General features: G+C 68.6%; 14 protein-coding genes. 5 read left to right on the top strand and 9 right to left on the bottom strand.

The window, feature by feature from the left end:
- Window positions 1-77: 77 nt before the first annotated feature.
- Complete coding sequence (gene dosR, locus G6N14_RS12100; RefSeq protein ID WP_046321513.1) at window positions 78-719, top strand: hypoxia response regulator transcription factor DosR/DevR; 642 nt, start codon at window positions 78-80, stop codon at window positions 717-719.
- Window positions 712-2418 carry a GAF domain-containing sensor histidine kinase gene (locus G6N14_RS12105; RefSeq protein WP_085134271.1) on the top strand — a complete coding sequence of 569 codons (1707 nt, stop codon included), beginning with the start codon at window positions 712-714 and terminating at the stop codon, window positions 2416-2418. Before dosR ends, G6N14_RS12105 begins: the two co-directional genes overlap by 8 nt.
- Here the strand turns inward: G6N14_RS12105 and G6N14_RS12110 are convergent, their stop codons facing one another.
- From G6N14_RS12110 to alkX, 8 genes are all read right to left on the bottom strand, one after another.
- Window positions 2419-3468: an Acg family FMN-binding oxidoreductase gene (locus G6N14_RS12110; RefSeq protein ID WP_085134272.1), complete on the bottom strand. Its 1050-nt coding sequence runs from the start codon at window positions 3466-3468 to the stop codon at window positions 2419-2421.
- Between the two features lie 183 nt (window positions 3469-3651).
- Entirely contained in the window at window positions 3652-8424 is a 4773-nt protein-coding gene (locus G6N14_RS12115) for a beta strand repeat-containing protein (RefSeq protein ID WP_163787151.1), read from the bottom strand.
- A gap of 592 nt (window positions 8425-9016) precedes the next feature.
- On the bottom strand, window positions 9017-10771 hold the full coding sequence (gene lpqB, locus G6N14_RS12120; RefSeq protein WP_407663168.1) for an MtrAB system accessory lipoprotein LpqB: 1755 nt from the start codon (window positions 10769-10771) through the stop codon (window positions 9017-9019).
- Between the two features lie 8 nt (window positions 10772-10779).
- Window positions 10780-12429: an MtrAB system histidine kinase MtrB gene (gene mtrB, locus G6N14_RS12125; RefSeq protein ID WP_085134275.1), complete on the bottom strand. Its 1650-nt coding sequence runs from the start codon at window positions 12427-12429 to the stop codon at window positions 10780-10782.
- A 102-nt stretch (window positions 12430-12531) separates the two neighbouring features.
- Window positions 12532-13218: a two-component system response regulator MtrA gene (gene mtrA / locus G6N14_RS12130; protein ID WP_085134276.1), complete on the bottom strand. Its 687-nt coding sequence runs from the start codon at window positions 13216-13218 to the stop codon at window positions 12532-12534.
- Between the two features lie 52 nt (window positions 13219-13270).
- Window positions 13271-13912 carry a dTMP kinase gene (locus G6N14_RS12135; RefSeq protein WP_085134277.1) on the bottom strand — a complete coding sequence of 214 codons (642 nt, stop codon included), beginning with the start codon at window positions 13910-13912 and terminating at the stop codon, window positions 13271-13273.
- Window positions 13913-14000: 88 nt separating this feature from the next.
- A complete protein-coding gene (gene ahcY, locus G6N14_RS12140) occupies window positions 14001-15458 on the bottom strand; it encodes an adenosylhomocysteinase (RefSeq protein WP_085134278.1) in 1458 nt (485 codons plus the stop codon).
- Between the two features lie 78 nt (window positions 15459-15536).
- Window positions 15537-16163, bottom strand: a complete 627-nt coding sequence (gene alkX / locus G6N14_RS12145) for a TetR family transcriptional regulator AlkX (protein WP_109559701.1) — start codon at window positions 16161-16163, stop codon at window positions 15537-15539.
- 390 nt (window positions 16164-16553) lie between these two features.
- On the opposite strand from alkX, the gene G6N14_RS12150 reads away from it, so the two are divergent.
- The 3 genes from G6N14_RS12150 to G6N14_RS12160 are packed head-to-tail and all read left to right on the top strand — an operon-like array spanning window position 16554 to window position 19349.
- Window positions 16554-18050 carry an adenylate/guanylate cyclase domain-containing protein gene (locus G6N14_RS12150; protein WP_407663169.1) on the top strand — a complete coding sequence of 499 codons (1497 nt, stop codon included), beginning with the start codon at window positions 16554-16556 and terminating at the stop codon, window positions 18048-18050.
- Window positions 18040-18957, top strand: coding sequence for an alpha/beta fold hydrolase (locus tag G6N14_RS12155; protein ID WP_085134279.1), 918 nt, complete (start codon window positions 18040-18042; stop codon window positions 18955-18957). Before G6N14_RS12150 ends, G6N14_RS12155 begins: the two co-directional genes overlap by 11 nt.
- Window positions 18954-19349, top strand: a complete 396-nt coding sequence (locus tag G6N14_RS12160) for a PaaI family thioesterase (protein ID WP_085134280.1) — start codon at window positions 18954-18956, stop codon at window positions 19347-19349. Before G6N14_RS12155 ends, G6N14_RS12160 begins: the two co-directional genes overlap by 4 nt.
- 39 nt (window positions 19350-19388) lie before the next feature.
- Here the strand turns inward: G6N14_RS12160 and G6N14_RS12165 are convergent, their stop codons facing one another.
- Window positions 19389-20465, bottom strand: a complete 1077-nt coding sequence (locus G6N14_RS12165; RefSeq protein WP_085134281.1) for a type I-G CRISPR-associated protein Cas7 — start codon at window positions 20463-20465, stop codon at window positions 19389-19391.
- Window positions 20466-20468 lie beyond the last annotated feature (3 nt).

Raw genomic sequence — 20468 nt, forward strand, 5'->3', positions numbered from 1 at the left:
GTATCCGCAGGTGCCGCCGCTAGCGTGGGTTGTGGCTGCGCGTGCCGCGACGGCGGCTTCGGGCGAGAGGACGCGATGTGGTCAGAGTCTTTCTGGTAGACGATCACGAGGTGGTACGGCGCGGACTGATCGACCTGCTCGGCGCCGATCCCGAACTGGACGTGGTCGGCGAGGCCGGTTCGGTGGCCGAAGCGCTCGCCCGCATCCCCGGGTTGTGCCCGGACGTCGCGGTGCTCGACGTGCGGCTGCCGGACGGCAACGGCATCGAACTGTGCCGCGACCTGCTGTCGCGGATGCCCGAGCTGCGGTGCCTGATCCTGACGTCCTTCACCTCCGACGAGGCGATGCTCGACGCCATCCTGGCCGGCGCCAGCGGCTTCATCGTCAAAGACATCAAGGGGATGGAGTTGGCCCGCGCGGTCAAGGAAGTCGGCGCCGGCCGGTCGCTGCTGGACAACCGGGCCGCGGCCGCCCTGATGGCCAAGCTTCGGGGTGCCGCCGCGAAACCCGACCCGCTCTCTGGCCTGTCCGAGCAGGAGCGGACGCTGCTGAGCCTGCTCGCGGAGGGGTTGACCAACAAGCAGATCGCCGACCGGATGTTTCTGGCGGAGAAAACCGTCAAGAACTATGTGTCCCGGCTGTTGACCAAGCTGGGCATGGAGCGCCGCACGCAGGCCGCCGTCTTCGCCACCAAGCTGGAGCGTGCGCGCAATGGCTGATCCCGCGCCCGCGGATGGCTCGAACCCCCTGCACGACAAACTCTTTCATTTGCAGTTGCCCGAATTGCTGGTCGGCGTGCACGACCGGGTCCAGCAGATCGCGCAAGGACGCGACCGCCTCGACGGACTGCTGGCGGCAATGCTGGCGGTCACCTCGGGGCTGGAACTCGATCAAACCCTGCGGACCATCGTGCAGACCGCCACCAACCTTGTCGACGCCAGGTACGGGGCGCTGGAGGTCCACGACCGCGACCGCCGGATGCAGCAGTTCGTCTACGAGGGTATCGACGACGAAACGTTCACCAAGATCGGTCGGTTGCCTGCGCAGGTGGGGGTGGTCGGTCTGCTGATCGACGAACCCCAGACCCTGCGACTGGACGACCTCTCACAACATCCGGCGTCGATCGGGTTTCCGCCCCACCATCCGCTGATGCGGACGTTCCTCGGCGTGCCGGTGGGCGTGCGCGGTGAGGTCGTCGGCAATCTGTACCTCGCCGAGAAGGCCGACGGGCAGCCGTTCAGCGAAGACGACGAAGTGCTGGTGCAGGCGCTTGCTGCCGCCGCCGGGATCGCGATTGCCAACGCCCGGTTGTACGCCCAGGCCAAAGCGCGGCAGTTCTGGATCGAATCCACCCGCGACATCGCCACCGAACTGCTGTCCGGTACCGACCCCACCACCGTGTTCCGGCTCATCGCCCAGGAGGCGACAAAACTCACCGGTGCGCAGTCGGCGTTGGTGGCCATCCCGCTGGACACAGATGCCCCCGATGCCGGGGTCGACCAGCTCCTGGTGGTCGAAACCGTGGGCACCGCAGTGGATTCGCTGTCTGGGGAAGCCATCCCGGTGGCCGGCTCGCCGGTCGGCGAGGCCTTCTCGAAGCGGGAGCCACACCGGGTCGACCGTTTGAGGCTGACCGGTGTCGATACCGCCGGGCCGGCTCTGATCCTGCCGCTGCGCGCCACCGACGCGGTGGCCGGCGTGGTTGTGGTGATGCGGCACAGCACCACCGCCCCGTTCAGCATCGAGCAACTCGAGATGATGGCAGCGTTCGCCGACCAGGCCGCGCTGGCCTGGCAACTGGCTACGACGCAGCGCCGCATGCATGAACTCGACGTGGTCACCGACCGGGACCGGATCGCCCGCGACCTGCACGACCATGTCATCCAACGGCTGTTTGCCGTCGGCTTGTCGTTGCAGGGCGCCGTGGCTCGCAGCGGGGAGGCCGCGGTGCAGCGCCGGCTCTCCGACGCGGTCGACGACCTGCAGGGGATCATCGGCGAGATCCGCACCACGATCTTCGACCTGCACGGCGTCGCGTCGGCGGCCCGGCCGCTGCGGCAGCGGCTGGACAACGCGGTGGCCCAGTTCTCCGGATCGGGACTGCACACCAGCGTTTCGTTCGTCGGCCCGTTGTCGGTGGTCGAACCCGGCCTGGCCGATCACGCCGAAGCGGTGGTCTCCGAGGCGGTCAGCAATGCGGTCCGGCATTCCGGCGCGACCACTGTGACCGTGCAGATCAAGGTCGAAGACGACCTGAGCATCGAGGTGACCGACAACGGCCGCGGGCTGCCGGAGGTGATCACCCGCAGCGGCTTGACCAACCTGCAGTGCCGCGCCGATCAGGCCGGCGGGACCTTCCGTATCGAGTCGGCCGAGGGCGGCGGAACCGTCCTGCACTGGTCGGCGCCGCTGCTCTAGTCAGTCGCGCGGCAGGCCCGCGCCCGGCGGGGGCTGCCATTGCACCGTGTCGTTCAGGCTCCGCCGCGGGGTGGCCGGCAGTGGATCGGCGTTGATCGGAGCCCAGCCCACCCGCAGCAGCATCTGCGGGTAGCCACTGGTTCCGAACACGTCTCGGCGCACCGCGGCACGGGTTTCGGCGATCTCCAGCGGTTCGGTGACCGGGCAGCTGGCCAGCCCCAGCGCCGTCGCGGTCAGCAGGACCACGCTGGTGGCCTCACCGGCGCGCAGCTGCGCCAGCCGATCGTCGGCCTCGGTGCCCAGCGCCAGCATCACCGCGCGATCTTCGGCCGCCTCCGCGCCGGGCGGCTGGGCCAGTGCCGGACCGGCGAAGAACCGTCCGGGGATCGGGGCCTGGGTATCGGGCACCGGGACGCTGCGCGCCGGAACCCCCGCCACCGATCCGTAGCGCCCACTCCAGGTCGCCAGTTCGGCGAGGTACTCATAGTTGGTGCGATGCTCGAACACCGCGCGGGCTACCACCGCGTTCAGCCGATCCAGGGCGTCGACCCGGCGCAGCATCACCCCCGACCGGGCCGCACGTGCCCCCATCAAGGCGATGTCGGCGGCGGCCACCGGCCAGCCGCTGTAGCAACGACGATCCGTGCGCCGCCGCGGGATCGCCGCCGCCAGCGCGACGTCGACTTGCGAGACCCCCGGTCGCAGGCCGCCGGCAGCCAGCTCGATCGCCGCCAGGTGGTCGGGGCGTTGCGCGTCGGGCAGCCGACGCACCTTGACCTGCTGCCCCAGCGCGGCGAACGCGACCACACAATGGTGCAGGGCCGCACCGCAGCTCAGAATCATTCCCCGGCCGTCGGGGTCGACGCTGGGCAGGTTCAGGTCCGGTTCGACGAACAGATGAAGCTGCGGCGCTGCCGGGTCGGACTCGACGCGCCAGCGCCACGGCTGGGAGTTGTGCACCGACGGTGCGCGGGCGGCCAGCAGCAAGGCGGTGCGGATCAGGTCCGGGTGAGCCGTGGCGTCCGGGCAACCCGCATGCTGTTCATCCACGGTGCGGCCCCTTTCTTCCCCGCCGCCCGAAGCGGCGCCGGCGCTGGGCCCCACTGGCCCGTGACCCTTTCACCATGCCTGTGGGCGACCCCGCCCGAACAGGGCACGAAGACCCGTAGCTGCCAGCCCCGCTCGGGACTTCTGACCCTGCCCACGTCGCGGGCGGGCGAAGCCCGCCGGCACTCAGAAGGCTCCGGCGAATTCCGGAATCAGGCTGGCCCACAGGTCGGCCGCTGCGCCCGAGGCGAATTCGGTGGCATCGGCAGCGCCGGCAGCCGGTGCGCCCAGCAGCTCGGCGATCTGTTGCGGCAGGTCGTTGAACAGCAGGGGCATCAGCCCGCCGAACCACCCGCCGTCGAGCGTGAAGGCGTCGAAGTCGCTCAGACCCAGGCCGTCCAACAGTCCATCCAGGTTCAGGTTGCCGGTCAGATCGCCCAGCAGCGCACCCAGCCCCAGGTCCCAGGTGCCCAGGCCGCCGAGCAGACCGCCCAGTGTCATGCCGCCCAGCCCCACACTGCCCAGCAGGTCGGGCAGCGTCATCTCCCCCAGCCCGACATCGCCGAGCAACGCGGGCAGGTTCAGGCCGCCCAGCCCGAGGCCGTCGAACAGCCCACCGAGCGTCAGGTCGTCCATGCCCAGATCGGCCAGCAACCCGGGCAGCGTGACATCGGCCAGATCCAGCGCATCCAACAGCCCCGGCAGGGTGAAGCCGCCGGTACCCAGGTCGGTCAACAGCTCACCGAGCGTCAGATCGCCCACGCCCAGGCCGCCCAGCAGACCGGGCAGGGTCATATCGCCCAGGCCCAGATCGGTCAACAGAGCGGGCACGAACATCCCGCCGATGCCCAAACCGCCCAGCAGGGCCGACAGCGTGGCGTCGCCCAGGCCCACATCAGTCAGCAGCGACGGCAGCGTCGCGTCGCCCAGACCCAGATCGATCAACAACCCCGACAGCGTGAAGTTGCCGGTTCCCAGACCACTGAGCAGCTCGCCCAGCGTCAGATCTCCCACGCCCAGGTTGCCGAGCACCCCCGCGAGCGTGACATCGCCCAGCCCCAGGCTCTCCAGCAGGCCGGGCAGGAAAAAGCCGCCGATGCCCAAACCGCCCAGCAGGGCCGACAGCGTCGCGTCGCCCAGACCCAGATCGGTCAACAACCCCGGCAGCGTCGCGTCGCCCAGACCCAGATTGGCCAACAGGCCCGACAGTGTGAAGTTGCCGGTTCCCAAGTCGCTGAGCAGCTCGCCCAGCGTCAGATCTCCCACGCCCAAGTTGCCGAGCACCCCCGCGAGCGTGACATCGCCCAGCCCCAGGCTCTCCAGCAGGCCGGGCAGGAAAAGGCCGCCGATGCCGAAGTTGCCCAACAGGCCCGCAAGAGTCGCGTCGCCCAGACCCAGATCGGTCAACAACCCCGGCAGCGTCGCGTCACCCAGACCCAGATTGGCCAACAGGCCCGACAGTGTGAAGTTGCCGGTTCCCAAGTCACTGAGCAGGCCGCCCAGGGTGAGGTTCTCCAGGCCCAGCCCCTCCAACAGGCCGGGCAGCGTCAGGCCGCCCAAGTTCAGCCCGCCGAGCAGAGAACCGAGGCCGAGGTTGCTCAGCTGCAGGTCCTCCAGCAGCCCACCCAGTGTCAGGTCACTCAGGTTCAGGTTGCCCAGCAAGGAGCCCAGAGTGAGTTCGCCGGTGGCCAGGTTGCCCACCACGGCGCCCAGCGTCATCTCACCCAGCCCCAGGTTGTTGACCAGACCCGGCAACGTGAGGTTGCCCACCAGGCTTTGCAGCAGGTTGGCCAGGTTCACCTCGTCGATACCCAAGGCGCCCAGTAGACCGTCGAGGTTCAGGGCACCCAACGTCAGGCTGCCGACCACGTCGTTCAGTGACAAGGTTCCGATTCCCAGGTTGTCGAGCAGTTGCGGCAGGCTCACGCCCAGGCCCAGGCTGTTGAGTAGGCCGACCAGATTGTCGTCGCCGAGGCCCACCGCGTTCAGCAGCCCGTTGACGCTCGTGTGTTCCAGCCCCAGGACCTGCAGCAGGCCGTTCCATCCGGTCCAGCCCAGGGTGAAGTTGCCCAAGCCGAGGTTCAACAGGATCAGGGGCAGGGTCTGGTTGTAGAGCCCCAACCCGTGCAGGACGCCGTTCAGGCTCACCCCGGCACCCTGCGCGGCGATATTGCCCAACAGGGAGTTCAGGGTCACGTCGAGGCCGAAGAAGCTCAGCAGACCGCCGACGGTGATCCCGGTCGCATCCAAGGGGCCGTTGAGATTGAGGGCGTCCAGGGCATCGGAGATAAACCCGAGGTCGACCCCCAAGAACCTGAGCAGTGAACCGGCGCCCAGGGTGACGTCGAAGTCGTGCAGCAGCCCGCCCAGACCCTGCTGCCCGACGCCGATCGTGTTCAGCAGGTCCACCAGGGTCAGCTGGCCCATACCGAGGTTGTTGACCAGGCTGTGCAGGCCCATGGTGCCCAACCCCATGCTGTTGATCATGGTGCCGATGCTGATGTCGCCCAGCCCGAGGTTGTTCAGCACGTCCTTGACGACCAGGCCGTTCATGTTCAGGTTGTAGAACAGCGTGTGCAGGCTCATCCCGCCCAGCCCCAGGTCGCCCAGGAGGCCGCCGAGGCTTTGGTTGCCCAGTCCGAGGCTGGTCAGCATGCTCGGCAGTGTCGTGGTGCCCAGCAGGGAGCCGACCAGGCCGGACAGCGTGATGTCGCCCATGTCCATGTGGCCCAACAGTTCTGGCAGGGTGGTGCCGCCGGCCCCGATGCCGCCGACCAGCCCGCCCAAGGTCAGCTCGGTCAGCCCCAGGTCGCCGATCAGGCCGGGCAGCGTGGTGGCGCCCAATCCGATGCCGGTCAGCAGTCCGTTGAGGTCCAGGTTGTCCAGGCCGACGGCGCCGACCAGGCCGCCCACACTCAGGCCGGTCAGGGCCAACGTGTCCACCAAGCCGCCCAGTGTCAGGTCCGCGGTGCCCAGACCTGCCAGCAGGCTGCCCAGCGTCAGATCGGTCATTCCCAGGTCGTCGACCAGGTCGGGCAACGTGGTCCCGCCCAGCCCGATGTCCCCAAGGAAGGCGCTGACGTTCAGGCTGCCCAGCCCCACCCCGTCCAGCAAGCCGACCAGCGTGGTGTCGCCCAACCCGACGCCGTCCAGCAGCCCGGGCAACGTCATATGCCCCAGACCCGCGCCGCCAAGCAGCCCGGGCAGGGTCATCTCACCCAGCCCCAGACCGTCCAACAGCCCGGTCAGCGTGGTGTCGCCCATCCCCAGGTCCTCGATCAAGTCGGGCAACGTGGTACCGCCCAACCCGACCGCGCCCAGCAGCGCCCCGACGTCCAGACCGCCCAGCCCCACCCCGTCCAGCAAGCCGACCAGCGTGGTGTCGCCCAACCCGACGCCGTCCAGCAGCCCGGGCAACGTCATATGCCCCAGCCCGGCGCCGCCGAGCAGCCCGGGCAGGGTCATCTCACCCAGCCCCAGACCGTCCAACAGCCCGGTCAGCGTGGTGTCGCCCATCCCCAGGTCCTCGATCAAGTCGGGCAACGTGGTACCGCCCAACCCGACCGCGCCCAGCAGCGCCCCGACGTCCAGACCGCCCAGCCCCACCCCGTCCAGCAAGCCGACCAGGGTGGTGGTGCCCAACCCGACGCCGTCCAGCAGCCCGGGCAACGTCATATGCCCCAGCCCGGCGCCGCCGAGCAGGGCGGGCAGCGTGAGGTCACCCAGCCCGACGCCTTCCAACAGGCCGACCAGCGTCAGTTCGCCCAGTCCCAGGTCTTCCATCAGGCCGGCCAGCCCGGCACCGCCCAGGCCCACATCCGCCAGCAGCTCCGACAGTGGCGTGTCGCCCACTCCGACATCGTTCAAGAGTTCGGCCAACGTGGTGTCGCCCAGGCCCACGCCACCCAGCAGCCCCGTCAAGGTCATGTCCCCCATGCCGACGTCGGCCAGCAGGTCGCCCAACATCACGCCGTTCAGGCCCACCCCGCCCAGTAGCCCGCCCAGCGTCAGGCCGCCCAATCCCAGGTCGCCCAGCACCTCGGGCAGCGTCACGTCCCCCAACCCGATGGTCCCCAGCACCTGATCGAGACCCAGGCCGCCCATTCCGACACCGTCGAGCAGGCCGCCCAGTGTCATGCTGCCCAGCCCGAGGTCACCCAGCAGTCCCGGTAGCGGTGTGGTCAGCACGTGGTCGAGCACTCCGCCCAGGTCGATGTCGGCGCCACCCAAGGCGTTGAGCACCGTGCCCAAGCCGCCGAGCAATCCGTCCAGCTGGGTCAGCAGTTCTCCGACGGGCAGCTGGGTGTCGAGTGTCTGCGTGGGAACCAGCAACCCGTTGAACGCCGGGATGCTCACGCCCAGCACATCGAGGTTGTCCGAGCCGTTGAGGTAGGCGTTCAGCAGGTGGGCCGGGGCGGTCAGCAGCGCGGCGAGGATGTCCTGCGGATCGGTAGCCGCCTGCATGGTGCCGATGATTCCGTTCAGCTCGTTGAAAGTGGCCACCGTCGGCCCCAGACCGGCGATCAACATGGCCAGCGGCACCGAGAGGTCTACCGATATCGGCGCCGGCAGCGGCAGGATCTGGGCGCCGATCACCGGGAGCAGGGTCGCCAGAAGGCTGCTCACCTGCTGCACGTTGTTGGAGATGTTCTCCAGCACGCCACCGATCGATTGCGGATCGGCGCTGAGCTGCTCCAGATAACCCGTCCAGTTGGTGACGATCTGTTGCAGTACCGGAAACGGCTGGGCAAGCCACTGCTGGTTCATGGCTTGCACGTTGGCCAGGGTGTTGGCGTAGAGGTTCTGGTAGGGCCCGATGATGTCTGCCGTGTCCCCGGCCAGCGTTACGGCCCGCACCTGGACGTCAGCGGGCAGCGGCTGGATCGGTGTGACGGCGATGACGCTGGCGCCGAAGAGTACGACGCCGGTCGTGATGTACGGACGGAGTGCCTGTCGCATGATCCGCTCCTGAGGTCGGGGCCGGCCTTGGTCGGCGACTCGGATCTCGGCAGCGTATGACACAGGCGATTCTTAGGTTGACGCCGAATTAGTCATTGTTACTTCTCCGTGATTGATTCGTTATCATTCCGTGATTTTTATATGGTGCTGATGTCCAGTCTCTTTACATCGCCAACGCGGCGGGTAGCGGAATACGTGAATTGTAAATTTGGTGGATCCTCGACGCCTTTTGGGGCCACCAGCCGTTTCGACGGCTCCCAGTACGTGGCCGCCAAACCCTGCCGCTTCCAGCGCATAGGCCCCGACTCCCCGCACTGAAGCGACGATGACCCCCGCCATGCCGGACAATTGCAATTAGTTCGGTCATGAATGCAGGCGGGCCCGCGTCCGGGCCGCAATTGTTGGCACCGAACTGTCGTTGTGCTAATTCAGGCGGGCGAGAAGACACCCATCTCCGGGGCTAAGACGGAGGCCGGCGGGCCGGGTTCTCCCCTCGGTTTCGGCACCTTGACGCCGTCAGAGACTGACACTTTCCACGGCTTTTGCACAGGTAATCCACACAGTGGGGATGGATGGCGGCGCTGCCGGCGGCTTAACCGGGCAGTACCGGGACCGCGCCGCCGACCATGAACGGTCCGATGGGCGACCAGCTCTGCTCATCCTCGGCCGCTGCCGACGACAGCGCCAGCACGCCACGGGGGTCGGCCACATACACCGTCGAGGGGTCGGCGACGATGGTGGACACCGGGGGCTGCAGATTGCCGCTGGGCGCATCGGAGTTCACCCCGTCGATGTTGACGTAGGACACCGGATGTTTGGGATCCGACCGACTCACCACGATGTCGTCACCGGTGCGCCAGCTCAGCGATACCGCCGAGGAACCGAGCCCGAAACCCAGCCGGCGGGGGTAGTGCAGGGTGAACTGGCCGCCGGGCATCTGCTCCACGCCGGCCAGGATCACCTGGCCGCCGATCACCATGGCCGCCCGGGTGCCGTCCCGGGACAGTTGCAGCTCGCTGATCGGACCGGGGAACCGCGCCGAAACCGCCCCCGAGTCGACCGGAATCCGGGCCGGCCGGCCGGTGGCCACCTCCTGGATGGCCCGCAGCACGTTGTTGCCGTCGACCACCACCCAGACCGCCTCGTCCAGCGACCAACTCGGCCGCGACAGGGTGTGGCCCTCCGCCGCCTGCACGGCCTCGCCGCCGAGGTCGCCGATCCACAGCGTGGACTCCGGATCGCCGGGGTGCACCACCACCGATGCGACCTGGCGCCCGTTGCGCGACAGTGCGGACGACTCCTGATCGGGCTCCCGGCCGAAGGCCCCGGGCACGCGGTTGGCCTGCTGGCCGTCGAGGACCAGCAGCGATCCGCCCACCAGTGCGTGGATCCCGGCGCCGGCGCCGTCGGAGGCGCCCGGGTCGGTGGTGGCGACGTCCGAGGTGGTCCACCCGTTGGGGAACCTGTCGTCGAGTGCCGCACCGTCGGCGTCGATCACATAGGGACCCTTGATGTCGGCCCGGTTGAGCGTCCAGATCAGTTGCGCGGCAAGCAATTTTCTGGTGTTGGGGTCGGTGGTCGACAAGCTGTCCAGGTCGATCTTGGCCCCGCCATAGCCGCGGCCCACCCCGCTTTTGCCGCCGTCGGCGCGGGTCACCGGCCCGCGCAGCCGTACCGGCGCCGACAGCAGGTTGCGTACCCCGGCCATCTCCGGGCGGGGGCCGGCGATCAGCTTGGACACCAACTCGGTTGCGAGCTGGTCGGGGTCGGAGACCGCGACGTAGCGCGGGTCGGGAACCACGGTCTTGCCCGTCGGGTCGACGAAGTAGAGCGTATTGCGCTTGTAGGCGGCCTGGAACTGCTGCCAGTCCAGGAAGACTCCGTTGGGCAGCCGGTCGATGCGCCACCCTTCGGAAGTCTTGAGCAATTCGATCGGCTCGGGAGCCGGCAGCGCCCCCTCGGCGGTCTCGAACACCCCCATGTCCGACAGGGACCCCAGGATGTCGGCGCGCATGGTGACCGCCACCCGTCCGGCGCTGCGCGTCTCGACGAACACCACGTTGTCGATCAGCAGCGCGCTGCCGGCGTCGTCCCACGAGTCGGATGCTTCCTGCGTGAGGAACTGCCGCGCCGCGCGGTGCCGGTTGGCCGGATCCGCGGTCGCCTTGAGGAATTCCCGCAGCAGGACATCGGGATCCATGCCCGGGGTGGGCTTGGGTAACACCGACGGCGGCGGCGATTCGACCGTGCCGACGGCCTGCGGAGCCGAGTTGCTGGGCACCCCGGCGCACCCCGCGAGCGCCAGGACCACCGCGGTCACGGCCAGCATCAGCACCGCCGTACGCATGCGGCGCATCATCCGATCCTCTCCGCGTGCTCGCGGGCGCGCTGACGGCGTTCGCGCCGCTCGGCGGGGCTCACCGGCTTCATCGGCAGCGGACTGGTGGTCACCTTGTGTCCGCGTACCAGCGGCAGGGTGAGGCGGAAGCAGGCGCCCTTGCCCGGTTCGCCCCAGGCCTCCAGCCGGCCCTGGTGCAGCCGGGCGTCTTCCACGCTGATCGCCAGCCCCAGCCCGGTCCCCCCGGAGCGCCGCACCCGAGATGGGTCGGCGCGCCAGAATCGGCTGAACACCAGCTTCTCCTCACCCGGCCGCAACCCGACTCCGTGGTCGCGCACCGTCACCGCCACCGTATCGATATCGGCCGCCATCCGGATCACCACGGGCTTGCGTTCGGCGTGGTCGACGGCGTTGGCGATCAGATTGCGCAGGATGCGTTCGACCCGGCGCGGGTCGACCTCGGCGATCACCGGATCCGCGGGCATGTCCACCTTGAGCTGAACGTCGGCGTCGGCGGCCAGGTGCCCCACGTTCTCCAGTGCGCTGTTGACCGTCGACCGCAGGTCCACCGACTCCACGGACAGTTCCGCGACGCCGGCGTCGTGGCGGGAGATCTCGAGCAGATCGTTGAGCAGCGACTCGAATCGGTCCAGCTCACTGACCAGCAACTCGGTCGAACGCCGCAGCGAGGGTTCCAGATCGTCACTGTGGTCGTGGATCAGGTCGGCGGCCATCCGCACCGTGGTCAGCGGGGTGCGCAACTCGTGACTGACGTCGGAGGTGAACCGGCGCTGCAGGTTGCCGAACTCCTCGAGCTGGGTGATCTCGCGTGACAGGCTCTCGGCCATGTCGTTGAACGACACCGCCAGCCGGGCCATGTCGTCTTCGCCGCGCACCGGCATCCGCTCGGACAGATGTCCCTCGGCGAACCGCTCGGCGATCCGGGATGCGGACCGTACCGGCAGCACCACCTGTCGCGACACCAGCAGGGCGACACCGGCCAGCAACACCAGCAGCACCAGGCCACCGGTGGCGATCGTGCCGCGCACCATGCTGATCGTGTTGCGCTCGGTGCCCAGCGGATAGATCAGGTACAGCTCCAGGTTGGTGATCCGCGACGCCGTCGGGGTCCCGATCACCAGCGCGGGACCGGAGAAGCCCTCGACGTGGACGGTGGCGTACTGGTAGCTGACCTGGCCGGCCTTGACGAATTCGCGCAGCGCGGTCGGGACCTGGTCCACCGGGCCCGCGGAGGTCGCCGCACGCGGGCCCTCGCCGGGCACCACCAGCACCGCGTCGAATGCGCCGGCGGTTCCGCTGCCGGCAGCCGGGTCGGTCTTGGACATCAGCGTGTTGCGCGCCAGCTGCAGACTCGAGCTCAGCGAGCGGGCCTCCTCACCCCCGACGATCCCGCCGGCGGTGACCCGCGCCCGCCCGATCTGTTCGGTGGCCGCGCGGACCTTGACGTCGAGCACGCGATCGGTGATCTGGCTGGTCAACACGAAGCCCAGGCCTAAGATCACCACGGCCGACAGCCCGAGTGTGAGCACCACCACCCGCAGCTGCAGGGAACGACGCCAGGCGGCCTGCACCGCGCGGCGCAGGGTGTTCACGCCGAGCAGCAGCGGTCCCGACCGTCGGGGGCGTCGTCTGGAACTGAAGATCACGTGCGTTTCTCTCCCCCGCAGGCGGGAGGTACCCCCACAGCATCACCGGCGCGGCGCCCTGTCGGAGAAGCGAGGATCACCTGCGCTTCTCCCCGGCGGGGATCACGGAGGTCCGGCCTTGTAACCCACTCCTCGGACGGTCAGCACCACGGTCGGGTTCTCGGGATCCTGCTCCACCTTCGCCCGCAGGCGCTGGACGTGCACGTTCACCAGTCGGGTGTCCGCCGGATGGCGGTATCCCCAGACCTGTTCGAGAAGCACCTCACGAGTAAACACCTGCCGCGGCTTGCGTGCCAGCGCCACCAGCAGGTCGAACTCCAGGGGGGTCAGCGAGATCTGTTCGCCGGCCCGGCTCACCTTGTGCGCCGGCACGTCGATGTCGATGTCGGCGATCGAGAGCAGCTCCGCCGGCTCGTCGTCGTTGCGGCGCAGCCGGGCGCGGACCCGGGCCACCAACTCCTTGGGCTTGAAGGGCTTCATGATGTAGTCGTCAGCACCCGACTCCAGCCCGAGCACCACGTCAACGGTGTCGGTCTTGGCGGTGAGCATCACGATCGGCACACCAGAGTCCTTACGCAACACCCGGCAGACGTCGATGCCGTTCATTCCGGGCAGCATCAGGTCCAACAACACCAGGTCGGGCCGAAGCTCGTGCACCGCGGTCAGCGCCTGGGTGCCATCACCGACGACCGCGGTGTCGAAACCCTCCCCACGCAACACGATGGTGAGCATCTCGGCCAGCGAAGCGTCGTCGTCGACGACAAGGATCCTTTGCCTCATGGCGTACATGGTGTCACCAGATTGAGACAAAACGCGGCTATCACACGGGCGTTTCGCAGAGTTACCCGTGCATTTCCGCAGTCACAGCGACCGCCAGAGCGGCCGGATCGACCGTCGGGCCGACTACCTGCCAGCGTCCGCCGAACCCGGCCCCTGCCAAACCGCGGTATACCTCCCCGGTGCGGCGCTGCAGACCGTCATCGCGCTCGTAGCTGTCCCGGGCGCGTGCGGCGTCCTGATCCTCGCGTTGCCTGGCGCGCTGCGCGGCCAACTCCGCCGGGACGTCGAGCAGCACCTGGCAGTCCGGTGCGGGCAGCCCGAGCCGGCCGAACTCCAGCTGTCGCACCCAGTCCACCACCTCGCCGGCGGCGTCCTGATGCAGGCGCGCGGCACTGTAGGCGGCGCTGGAGGCGACGTAACGGTCGAGGATCACCACGTCGTTGGCGGCGCGCAGGGCCGCGATCCGGTCCTTGGCGCCGGCACGGTCTAAGGCGAAGAGCATCGCCATGGCATAGACGGAGTCAGCCAGGTCGCCGTGACCGCCCCGCAGCGCCTCGGCGGCCACATCCGCGGTCACCGAGTCGCCATAGCGCGGGAAGGCCAAGGCGGCCACCGACTGGCCGGCGCCCTCGAAGGCCGCGCGCAGCCCCTGCGACAAGGTGTTCTTGCCGGCGCCGTCCACGCCCTCTATCGCGATCAGCACGCGCCGAGCCTAATCCGACGAGCAGACGCAGAATCGCACACATGGGTAGCCCATGGTGCGATTCTGCGTCTGCTCGCGCGGAAAGAGATCAGTACCGGTAGTGGTCCGGCTTGTACGGGCCGTCGACGTCGACACCGATGTACTCGGCCTGCTCCTTGGTGAGCTTGGTCAGACTTCCGCCCAGAGCTTCGACGTGGATGCGGGCCACCTTCTCGTCGAGGTGCTTGGGCAGCCGGTAGACCTCGTTGTCGTACTCGTCGCCCTTGGTCCACAGCTCGATCTGGGCGATCACCTGGTTGGAGAAGCTGTTGCTCATCACGAACGACGGGTGCCCGGTGGCGTTGCCCAGGTTCAGCAGCCGGCCCTCGGACAGCACGATGATCGATTTACCGGTGTCGGGGAACGTCCACTGGTCGACCTGCGGCTTGATGTTGAGCTTGTGGGCACCCGACTTCTCCAGCGCGGCCATCTGGATCTCGTTGTCGAAGTGGCCGATGTTGCCCAGGATGGCCTGGTCCTTCATCGACTTCATGTGCTCGAGGGTGATGATGTCCTTGTTGCCGGTGGTGGTGACCACGATGTCGGCTTCGGCGATGGCCTCCTCGACGGTCTTGACGTCGAACCCGTCCATCAGGGCCTGCAGCGCGTTGATCGGGTCGATCTCGGTGACGGTCACCCGCGCACCCTGGCCGGCCAGCGACTCCGCGCTGCCCTTGCCGACGTCGCCGTAGCCGCAGACCAACGCCTTCTTGCCGCCGATGAGCACATCGGTGCCCCGGTTGATGCCGTCGATCAGCGAGTGCCGGCAGCCGTACTTGTTGTCGAATTTGCTCTTGGTGACCGAGTCGTTGACGTTGATCGCCGGGAACACCAGCTCACCCGCGGCAGCCAGCTGGTACAGGCGCAGCACGCCGGTGGTGGTCTCCTCGGTGACACCCTTGATCGACTCCGCGATCGTGGTCCACTTGTTCTTGTCGGTCTCGTAGCGCTCCCGCAGCTGGCCCAGGAAGACCTTCCACTCTGCGGAGTCGTCCTCCTCGGCGGGCGGGACCACGCCGGCCTTCTCGTACTGGGCGCCGCGCAGCACCATCATGGTGGCGTCGCCGCCGTCGTCGAGGATCATGTTGGCCGGTTCGCCCTCCCAGGTCAGGGCTTGCTCGGCGCACCACCAGTACTCCTCGAGCGACTCGCCCTTCCAGGCGAAGACCGGGGTGCCCTTGGGCTCCTCAATGGTGCCGTGCGGCCCGACGACGACCGCGGCGGCGGCGTGGTCCTGGGTGGAGAAGATGTTGCAGGAGGCCCACCGGACCTCGGCACCGAGGTCGACCAGGGTCTCGATGAGCACCGCGGTCTGGATGGTCATGTGCAACGAGCCGGTGACGCGGGCGCCCTTGAGCGGGTTGACCCCGTGGTACTCCTGACGCAGGGCCATCAGGCCCGGCATCTCGTGCTCGGCCAGACGGATCTCCTTGCGGCCGAACTCGGCCAGCGACAGGTCGGCGACCTTGTAGTCGATTCCGTTGCGGCTGTCCGTGGTCAAACTCATCAGTACGCCCCCGTTAAGGATTCGGTGAATTGGCTCCGCTACAAGCTACCGGCGCAGGCCGCAGACCGCTCGGGCGGGTCATTCGCTGTCGATAACACCGTAAGTCTCGACCGCAGGGGTGAACAATCGGGCCAGGTCAGCAGCTACATCGTGGTCGGCTTCCGGGGGCATCGAAACATAGCTGATGGCCAGCCGCACCACGGCCCGGGACAGAATCCCGGCGTCGTCCTCGCTGGCCTTGACCCAGCTGTGCATGAACGATGACGTGAGACGCTGCGAGCAGCGGGTGATGATCGGGCCGCTGTCGGTGGTGATGATCTGCAGCAGATCGGGCTTGGCGACGCCAGTCAGCAGCGAGATCACCAACGGGTCGACGGCCGACTCGGTGAAGAAGGTCCGGAACGCCTCCAGCAGCGCCGCGTGCACATCGCCGACATTGCGGTAGATGGCGTCTTCGACGGCGTCGACGAGCCGATCGGCCAGCCTGATCGCGTAGCCCTGCGCCAAGCCCTGGCGGGAACCGAATTCGTTGTAGATGGTCTGCCGGCTGACCCCGGCCGCCTGCGCCACCGCGGCCAGCGTGATCGACGACCAGTCCCGGCTGGTCAGCAGGTCCCGCATCGCGTCGAGCACCGAGTCGCGCAGGAGCGCCCGGGATGCCTCGGCGTAGGGGATTCGTTTCACGACCGCGAGATTAGCTGGCATCACACCGACGCTGCCGCTCATCGCGCCATCCTGCTCGCCAACGCGCTGCGCGGCGCCGCCGAACCACGCGCGTTCACCACCGTTTCGTGCGGACATCTTCGACTCCCAACGCTCTTGTCCCGCCACACCTCCGCGGACTGGGCGCCCCCTCACACCCACTCCTGTGAGCTGAATCACTGTCAATGCTGGACATTACAGCTGAATGCGTCTGCTGTCTAGACATTCATTATTATTTTGTATACCCAAGGTGGCGCGTCTCGTTCCGCGGCATCCATATACCTTGAGAGCACAACGCACTCAGGGATGGGCTCCACCGCGATGACGACTGCAGGTTCGGGCGCAGGCGCGCGGCCACGTACCCCCGTGCGGGTCCGCGACTACGCGGCCGGGCTGGCCTTCGCCCACCTGCTCACCAGCGCCGAGGCGATCGCGGTGGTGGTGTCGCTCCACGGGGAGACCCCGCTGACCGACACCACCTTGCTGTCGTGGCCGAATGTGGTGCCGGTGGTGGTCCTGGTCTCGCTGGGCACCCTGTCGGTGATCGCTCTGGGAAGCGCCAGCATCGCGCCGTCGCTGCGTTGGTACAGCGCGGGGGTCCAGCCGGATCGCGAACAACGGCGCTTCGCCGGCAACCTCCTGCGCCGGCAGTCGGCGATCGTCCTGGGCACCTGGCTGATCGGCGGAATCGTCGGGTTGGCGGCAAGCCGCTCGCAGAATGCGGGGCTGCTCGCTCTGCTCGCCACCATCATCGTGTTCGGCGGCGCCGCGTCGGTGAGCACCAGCATGCTGTTCACCCAGCGGACGCTGCGGCCGATCGTGGCCGCCGCCTGGCACGGCTCTCACGTGCGCGCGACCGCCCCCGGAGTGCTGGCCCGGCTGGTGACCATGTGGTTCGTCACCTGCGCGCTGCCATCGGCGGCGATCATCGCGCTGATCGTCTGCCGGCGGATGGGCTGGATCATCGACCCGGAGTCGTCGGTGGAGATACCCGTGCTGGTGCTGTGCGTCGTGGCGGTGCTGCTCGGTGTGCGCGCCATGATCCTGGTGTCGCGCTCGATCTCCGACCCGGTCGGAGAGGTCGTCAATGCGATGGCCCGCGTCGAGCGCGGCGAGATGACCACCTCGGTCGGTGTCTACGAGCAGTCCGAGATCGGCCGGCTGCAGACCGGTTTCAATCGCATGGTCGCCGGGCTCGCCGAACGCGACCGGCTCCAGGACCTGTTCGGCCGGCACGTCGGCTCCGATGTCGCGCGGCTCGCGGTGGAACAAGAGCTCGCGCTGTCCGGTTGCGTGCAGGAGGCGGCGATTCTGTTCATCGATCTGGTGGGCTCGACCGAACTGGCCGCCACCCATCCCCCGGAAGAGGTCGCCGAGGTGCTCAACGACTTTTTCCGCATTGTGGTGGACGAGGTCGACGCCCAGCGCGGTTCGATCAACAAGTTTCAGGGCGACGCGGCCCTGGCGGTGTTCGGCGCACCCGTCCCCTCCGACGGCGCGGCCGGGGCCGCGCTTGCCACCGCCCGCACCCTGATCGCCCGGCTTCGCCGGCTGCCGCTGGTGGACTTCGGGATCGGTGTCTCGGCGGGGCCGGTGTTCGCCGGGAACATCGGCAGCGAGAACCGTTACGAGTACACCGTGGTCGGCGATGCCGTCAACGAGGCCGCCCGGCTGGCCGACCGCGCGAAGGCCGTCGCGGCCCGGGTGTTGTGCTCGGCGACCGCGCTCGAGCGAGCCGACGAGGCCGAACGTTCGCGCTGGACACACCACGGCTCGGCGACATTGCGCGGCCGTGCGCAGCCCACCGAAATGTCGACACCGGCCCCCGAGCCTGCGGCCGATGGTGAATGGGCAGGCACGCGCGTGTCAGACTCCGAGAATGGCTTATGAGATCGCCCGTCCTCAGATGGAGGGCAACATCGCCGTCGGAGAGGACCGACAGCTCGGGTTCGCCGAATTCGGCGCACCGCAGGGCCGGGCAATGTTCTGGCTCCACGGCACGCCCGGCGCCCGGCGGCAGATTCCCGTCGAGGCACGGCTGTATGCCACCGAAGCCAACATCCGCCTGATCGGGGTGGACCGGCCCGGCATCGGCTCCTCCACCCCCTTCCAGTACGAGACGGTGTCGGAGTTCGCCGATGATCTGCGGACCGTGGCCGACACCCTCGGGATCGACAAAATGGCGGTCATCGGCCTGTCCGGCGGCGGCCCCTACACGCTGGCATGCGCGGCGGCCATGCCCAACCGGGTGGTGGCTGCCGGCATCCTGGGCGGCGTTGCCCCGGCGGTGGGGCCGGAAGCCATCGACAGTGGCCTGATGCGGCTGGCCCGGCTCGCCGAACCGGTACTCGACCGCGCTGGACGGCCGATCAGCATGCTGGCCGCCAGCCTGATCCGGATGGTCCGCCCGGTCGCCTCTCCTGCGCTGGAGTTCTACGCCCGGCTGTCGCCCGACGGCGACCGCGAGATGCTGTCCCGCCCGGAGTTCAAGGCGATGTTCCTCGACGACCTGCTCAACGGTTCCCGCAAGCAACTCGCCGCCCCGATCGCCGACGCCGTCCTGTTCGCCCGCCCCTGGGGTTTCCGCCTCAGCGACGTGCACGTGCCGGTGCACTGGTGGCACGGCGACGCCGACCACATCGTCCCGTTCTCGCACGGCAAACACGCAGTGGCGCTGCTTCCCGACGCGCGGCTCTACCCGATCCCCGGGGAGAGTCATCTGGCCGGATTGGGCCGCGCCGAAGAGATACTGTGCACCCTGCTGCAAGCCTGGGACACCGCGGTCGAACCGACGTGACCGCACCGCAATCGATCCGGGAGTTGTTCGATCAGCTCGGTCTGCACGAGGTGCCGTCGGCCGACGGCACCCTGACTCTGCAGATGCCGGTCGACGAGCGGGTGGTCAACACCGCAGGCGGGCTGCAGGGCGGATTGATCGCGACCATGGCCGATGTGGCGGCCGGGCAGCTGGCCGCGCGCAGCACGCAGTTCGGCAACGGAATTGCCACGACGGATCTGTTCATCCGGTACCTGCGGCCGATCACGATCGGTCCCGCCCGCGCGGTGGCGGCCATCCTGCGCACGGGGCGGCGTTCCGTGGTGGTCCAGGTCGATATCTACCGGGGCAACGACGACCAGCTTGCCGCCACGGCGACGGTGAATTTCGCGGCCATCGAGCTGCCCGGCTGAGCACCGGGCTGGCGACTGCGCCCCGGCCCGGCTTATGCCCTATCGGGCTGCGCCGGCGCGCCGAGCTTCGATGAAGTGCGGTAACCGGAACCTGCGCGGCGCACGCACCGCGGCGTCGTCCTGCGGCGCTCCGCCGCTCTGGGCGGCGGCGTAGGCGGCCGGGTCGCCGGTGACGCTCAGCACCTGGCCGTGCCAGGTGATGTCGGCCTCCCGATATGCCTCGAGCAGAGCCCGCTCGAGCAGCATGTCGGCCTCGGCGATCGACAGCGCCTCCAACTCGACGAACTCACCGTCCCGCGCGTCGAGTCGCAGCGTGGTGGGGCCGGCCTCCACCAGATCGCAGCTGGCCCGGATGCTCAGTTCGGCGTTGGCGCGTGTCAGCCCGGCCAGCACATAGGCGGCCAACAGCACACGGCACGCCTCGTCCCCGGCCGGACCGCAGTCGAATCGCAGTTGCCGCAGTGCGGCGAAGCTGAGCACCTGGGTGCGGATGATCCGGCTGCAACACACGCCGGTGTCGGCCAGGGCACGGGAATCCGCCGGCGCCCCGTCGACGAGCACCCCGATGATCTCGCCGGACAGCACCCCGCGGAAACGGCTCTGCCCGGTGCCGAGAGCGGAGTCGATCGCGCCGAAGGCCAGGCTGCCGGGACTCAGCCGCAGCAGGGTACGGGCATTGTCGAGGGTGCTCTCGCGGGCCGCCCGGTAGGCCGGGTGTGTGATCGCAGGCTTGCCGTCGATCGATCCGGTGAGAAAATGCCCGTCGAAAATGCGTTGCGGCAGTTCGAGATCGGTGTACACCAGCCGACCGCCCTCGTAGCTGACCTGGGTGCGCGGCACCCGGCTCAATGTCGGATGCTGGTCGCGAATGCCCTGCAGGATCGCGGCCTCGACGCGCTGCACCTGGCTGTGGTTGTCGTCGATGAGCACCGTCGCCGTCGGCGACCCGTCGATCAACCGGGTCGCAACGGTCGACGCCGAGCGCCCCGAGCCGCGAGCCGGGCGGATCGCGGTGTGACTGCCCCCGGCCGGTGCCAGCTCGGTGGACACGCTCAGGGTGCTCCCCCCGCCGGCCTGGCAGGCGGCGGTGAGCTGCTGGTAGGACAGTTTGGACACGGC

Source organism: Mycolicibacter hiberniae (assembly GCF_010729485.1).
Lineage (GTDB): Bacteria > Actinomycetota > Actinomycetes > Mycobacteriales > Mycobacteriaceae > Mycobacterium > Mycobacterium hiberniae.